The organism is Amycolatopsis sp. NPDC059027, assembly GCF_042739735.1.
Lineage (GTDB): Bacteria > Actinomycetota > Actinomycetes > Mycobacteriales > Pseudonocardiaceae > Amycolatopsis.
Map to the genome: position 1 here is coordinate 102,535 of NZ_JBHYIK010000006.1, position 5,789 is coordinate 108,323.

Consider the following 5,789-nt stretch of genomic DNA (forward strand, 5'->3'; position numbering starts at 1 on the left):
CGAACGCTCCGTTCGGGACGTTCATCGTCGGCAACGGAGCGTTCGCGACACCGGGCCTTCGGCAGCCCCCACGACGCCGGTACAGCTGGCCCTCGGGGGCCGGTCTGCGGAAGGATCCATGCCGTGGACACGACGACGCGGGCGGAAGTACTGCTGTTGCACGGGCTGGGCGCGACCAGCGCCGTCTGGGACGGCTTCGGTCGTCTGCTCGACAGGCCGTGGCACGCGCCCGATCTGCCCGGACACGCCGGTGCGGCGCGGCTGCCGCGCTACTCGTTCGGCGGTATGGCGGCGGCGGTGGCCGATGGGCTGCCTCGCACCGGCCCGCTCGTCGTGGTCGGTCATTCGCTGGGCGGGGTGGTCGCGCTGGCACTGGCCACCGGCTGGTTCGGCGTCGAGGTCGCCGGGGTGGTCGCGGTCGGCGTCAAGGTCGAATGGAGCGACGACGACCTGGCGAAGGCCGCCGCGATGGCCGCGCGGCCGCCGAGGGTGTTCGAGACCCGCGAGGACGCCGAGCGTGGCTATCTGAAGGTGTCCGGCTTGCTGGGTCTGACCGCCGCGGACCCGGCGGGGCTCGTCGAGTCGGCCGACGGCTGGCGGCTCGCGCTGGACCCGGCCGCGTTCGCCGTCGGCAGGCCGGACATGCGTGGCCTGCTCGGTGCGGCGCGGTGCCCGGTGCTGCTGGCCGCCGGTGAGCACGATCCGATGAGCGGGATCGACCAGTTGCGTGCGCTCGCCGAGGATTCCGTCGTTCTGCCCGGCCTCGGGCACAACGCGCACGTCGAGGATCCGGCGGCGCTGCTTTCGCTGCTCGGCCAGGTCGCCGAGGGACTTTCCGCGCGGTAGTGAGCTTCAAGGGTTTTCGTTCCGCAAATAGTCCATAAAGGACTATTTGCAATTGTGACCGTTCTCTCCGAGTCGATCAAGGCCGGTTGGTTGCGTCAGGCAAACAACTTGCTTAGCCTTGCTAAGCGAATCGAACGGAGGTCTGTCTCGGTGCGGCGCAAGACGTATTCGATCGCGGAACTGGGGCCGCGGTACAAGTGGATCGCGCTGTCCAACACGACGTTGGGCATGCTCATCGCCACCATCAACTCGTCCATCGTGCTGATCGCCCTCCCCGACATCTTCAAGGGCATCGGTATCAATCCGCTCGAGCCGTCGAACACCAGCTACCTGCTCTGGATGATCATGGGATTCCTCGTGGTCACCGCGGTGCTGGTGGTCAGTTTCGGACGGCTGGGGGACATGTACGGCCGGGCCCGGATGTACAACATGGGCTTCGCCGTCTTCACGGTTTCCTCGATCATGCTGGCGATCACCTGGTTCGACGGCGACGCGGCCGCGCTGTGGCTGATCGGCTGGCGGATCGTGCAGGGCGTCGGCGGCGCGTTCCTGATGGCGAACTCGTCGGCGATCCTGACCGACGCCTTCCCGACCAACCAGCGCGGGCTGGCGCTGGGCATCAACGGGGTCGCGGCGATCGCGGGCTCGTTCATCGGCCTGGTCGTCGGCGGGGTGCTCGCGCCGATCGACTGGAACCTGATCTTCCTGGTGTCCGTGCCGTTCGGCGTGATCGGCACGGTGTGGGCGTACCTGAAGCTGCACGACACCGGTATCAGCAAGCACGGCCGGATGGACTGGTGGGGCAACATCACCTTCGCCGTGGGCCTGATCGCGGTACTGGTCGGCATCACCTACGGCATCCAGCCCTACGGCAGCTCGCCGACCGGCTGGGGGAGCCCGTTCGTGCTGAGCTGCCTGATCGGCGGCGTCGCGGTGCTGATCGGGTTCGTGGTCATCGAGACCAAGGTCGAGAACCCGCTGTTCCGGCTCTCGCTGTTCCGCATCCGCTCGTTCAGCCTCGGCAACCTGGCGAACTTCACCGCGTCGCTGGGCCGGGGCGGGCTGCAGTTCGTGCTGATCATCTGGCTGCAGGGGATCTGGCTGCCGCAGCACGGCTACACCTTCGAGCAGACGCCGCTGTGGGCTGGGATCTACATGCTGCCGATGACGGTCGGGTTCCTGGTGTCGGCCCCGCTGTCCGGCGCGCTGTCCGACCGGATCGGCAGCAGGCTGCTGGCCTTCGGCGGCCTGGCGCTGACCGCGGTCACCTTCGGGCTGCTGATCGTGTTGCCGGTGGACTTCGCCTACTGGGCCTTCGCGGCGATCCTGCTGCTCAACGGCATCGGCATGGGCATGTTCGCCTCGCCGAACCGCCTCGAGGTGATGAACAGCCTGCCCGCCGACGCGCGGGGCTCCGGCGCCGGGATGATGACGACGTTCCAGAACGCGGCGATGGTGCTGTCCATCGGGTTCTTCTTCAGCCTGATCATCGCCGGTCTGTCGAGCAGCCTTCCTGGCGCGATGAGCCAGGGCCTGACCGCGCACGGCGTCCCCGCCGCGTCGGCCGACCAGCTGGCCCACCTGCCCGCGGTCGCGGTGCTGTTCGCGGCCTTCCTCGGCTACAACCCGATCCAGCAGCTGCTGGGCGACCAGCTCCACAACCTGCCACCGGACCAGGCGAGCTTCCTCACCGGTCGCAGCTTCTTCCCGAACCTGATCTCCGAGCCGTTCTCACAGGGTCTCGCGGTCGCCTTCGGCTTCGCCATCGCCGTCTGCGTCATCGGTGCGGTGGCTTCGCTGTTCACCAAGGGCAAGCCGCCCACCGGTGCCGACCGCGAACCGGTCGGCGAGGAACTGGCGGCGGTGGCAGGGGAAGCGGGCGGCGGCCCGAGCGAACTGGTCGCCCCGGTCAGCGAACGACGCTGAGAAGGACGGTGCGGCGGGGCCGCGCTCCTGGAACACTGCCGGGATATGAGCAGCCAGGAGCGCGGCCCCGCGCCGTTCGACCGTATCGGGTCCCGCTACGACGAGTCCTGGGCCGACCGCGAGCCCCAGCGCGCCGCCGGTGCCTGGCTGGCCACCCGGCTCCCACCGGGTGGCCGGGTGCTCGACCTCGGCTGTGGCAGTGGTGAGCCGACCGTCCGTGAACTGAGCGAAGCCGGGTTCGAGGCCGTCGGCGTCGACGAATCCGCAGTCATGCTCGACCTGGCGCGCGCCAGCGCTCCCCGGGCGACCTTCCAGCAGCGCGATCTCCGGGCGCTGGACGGCCTCGGCGAATTCGACGCCGTCACCGCGTTCTTCTCGCTGCTCATGCTGCCGAAGGCCACGATCGCCGAAGTGCTCGCCGACGTCCGGACCCGGCTGCGCGGGCCACGGCTCTTGGTACTCGGCATGGTGCGAGGCGACTTCGACGCGCTCCCGCTGGAGTTTCTCGACGTTCCGCTGGCGGTGACCGCCTATCCGAGCGACGAACTGTCCGCGGTCGTGACCGCCGCGGGCTTCGAGGTGCTCGAATTGCGCGAGGTGGACGCGGTGGCGGGTGACCGGCCCGAAACCCACCAATACCTCTACGCCGCCGCTTCGGGGACTCGCGGCCGCCGGAGTGGTGAAAAGTAGACTGAACGGAGCAATTCCGAAAAAGTGGGTAACGGATCTGTCAGGTGATCGATAGCAAGATCGAGGTTCGCGAGCCGGTGGCCGGCGACTGACTGGGGAGGTGCGGGCAGCTTCAGGGAGGGAAGCTGTCAGATCGTTTCTGCCGGCCGATCGCGATGATCTCGTCGTCCACTGTCGAATGATCGCGTTCCGGGTGTGCCGTCCGGCGCGATCCGCGTGTGCTTTTTTGTGTTGCCCCGTCGCGTGTCGCGGCCGGGGAATTCCGTTGTGCCGCGTTTCTCGAAACCACTGAGGGGATTTCCATGCACCAGCGGCGTTTTCTGCTCAGATCCGTGCTTCTGTGTTCCGTGCTCAGCGCCGCGGTGAGTTCGGTGGTGGCCGTGTCCACGGTGAACGCGGCCGCCGCGGCGGACACGATCACCTGCCGGGAAAGCGCTTCCCTCTTTTACACCCGGCCGGACGCCTACCTGGATTTGGACCGCCACAACGAACCCGAAACCGGCATCTACTCCTGGACGGGACGGTCGACCGTCGGCTCCGGTTGGCGCGGCCGCACGGTGGCCGGGCCCGACGGACGGGTCTACGACTTCGGGCTGGACGGCTTGGTCAAGCGTCAGCGCAGGCAGGGGAACACGTGGGACAACGGCGGCATCGCCCAGACCATCGCGACCGGATGGAACGTGACTCAGCCCGAGATGCGCAACCGCATCACCGTCGACAGTGCCGGTGACTTCTACTGGGCGCACGACAACGTCCTGACCTGGCGGCGCTACGACGAGACCGCCAAGACCTGGACCGAACGGCTCATCGACACCGGGTGGACGACGCAGAAGTACGACCTGATCGTCGCGGCCGGGTATGGCGTCTTCTACGCGCGGACACCCGCTGGCGTGCTGTACCGGTTCCAGTACGACGCGGCGAGCCAGCGCTGGATCGAGCACGGCACCTTGGTCGGTTCGGGCGGCTGGCAGTACTTCAGCGCGATCGCTTCGCCCGGCGGGGACGTCCTCTACGCGCTCGACAAGAACACCAAAGAGCTGAAGTGGTACCGCTACCTCGGCGGCGGGGTGTGGGCGGGCCCCACCGGCAAGGTGGTGGGCAGCGCCCCCGCCGACTGGCAGATCTCGATCACCACCGACGACTGCAAACTGGTCAACCCCGGCCAGCCGCAGCGGCCCGCGGTACCGTCGAGGCCGACGTCGCCGAGCTTCGTTCTCGAGGGCGCCGCTGGGAAACTGCAGCACTTCTACGTCGACGACTTCGGCAGGCTGATCCACGGCAGGCAGCGCTCGGACGACATCACCGTGGTCGACTTCGCCGTGGTGCCCGGCTACCAGCAGTTCACCGGTATGCCCGGCGCGCTGCGCTCCGACGAATACGGCATGCTGGTGACCGCGCTCGGCCAGGACAGCGAAACCCGGGCCAGTACGCAGGCCCCGAACACGACGAACTGGGCCCAGCTGGTCGGTTTCGGCGGCTGGACGCCCGGGCCGCCGAGCCTCGTGATGCGGGAGAACCTCGGATACGCCTTCGCGGTCGACGGCTCCGGCAAGCTGTGGATGCGGGTGCAGAGCGCGGTGGGCCGTGAGTTCCTGCCCTGGACAGTGCTGCCCTCGGCCGGGCTGAGCCCGGACATCACCGTCGTGGCCCAGCCGGACGGCATCGACATCCTCGCGCGGACCACGAGCGGTACCTACACCAAGGCCACCTACCTCGGCGGCACGGTCGGTCCCTGGATCACGGTCCCCGGGACGGGCTGGACGAAGAACACCGCCGCGGTCGCCAACCCGGACAAGAACCTCCAGGTCTTCGCCACCCAGCCGGACGGCGCCGTCGTCACGGCGCGCGAGACGAACGACGGGTTCACCGGCGAGTGGGCTCCGCTGACCGGGGTGACCGCCGCCGGTGCGCCGGCCGCAGCGGTCGACGCCGCCGGGATAGTGCACGTGGCCGTCCTGGCGACCGACGGCTTCGTCTACGTCACCGAACAGGCGGCCCCGGGCAGCACGGCGTATCGCAGCTGGGAAAAGCTGAAGGATTCGCGGACCGGAGCCGCCTACCCGTCCGCGACGGACCCGTTCCTGGTCAGCCGCTCCGCGGGCGGCGTCGCTGTCGTCTTCCGTGGCTCCGACGGCGTTTCCTACGCCTACAGCTCGGGCGGGGCCACCCCCGTCGCGGTGCGTTCGGCCGACACCGATCGCACCGTCTTCGTGGGCGGGCCGCTGCCGAAGCCCCAGTTCTGACGGTCTCCGGCCGGGCCCCCCCCCAAACCCGCCGCCGCGGGCGGCCCGGGGCCGCGGCGACCCCCGCGCTAACCCCCCCCGCGG

4 protein-coding genes are annotated in these 5,789 nt (G+C 69.0%); all 4 read left to right on the forward strand.

Translation table 11 applies throughout. From position 1 onward, the window contains the following. Nucleotides 1-123 precede the first annotated feature (123 nt). The 4 genes from ACFWY9_RS06155 (at nt 124) to ACFWY9_RS06170 (ending at nt 5,705) form a co-directional block, all read left to right on the forward strand. Nucleotides 124-846, forward strand: coding sequence for an alpha/beta fold hydrolase (locus tag ACFWY9_RS06155; protein ID WP_378327283.1), 723 nt, complete (start codon nt 124-126; stop codon nt 844-846). A 150-nt stretch (nt 847-996) separates the two neighbouring features. Next, a complete protein-coding gene (locus ACFWY9_RS06160) occupies nt 997-2,772 on the forward strand; it encodes an MFS transporter (RefSeq protein WP_378338284.1) in 1,776 nt (591 codons plus the stop codon). A gap of 45 nt (nt 2,773-2,817) precedes the next feature. Continuing rightward, the gene (locus ACFWY9_RS06165; protein WP_378327282.1) at nt 2,818-3,462 is read left to right on the forward strand and encodes a class I SAM-dependent methyltransferase; all 645 of its coding nucleotides are present in this window, start codon (nt 2,818-2,820) and stop codon (nt 3,460-3,462) included. 332 nt (nt 3,463-3,794) lie between these two features. Then, nucleotides 3,795-5,705, forward strand: a complete 1,911-nt coding sequence (locus ACFWY9_RS06170) for a tachylectin-related carbohydrate-binding protein (protein ID WP_378338285.1) — start codon at nt 3,795-3,797, stop codon at nt 5,703-5,705. Nucleotides 5,706-5,789: the final 84 nt, after the last annotated feature.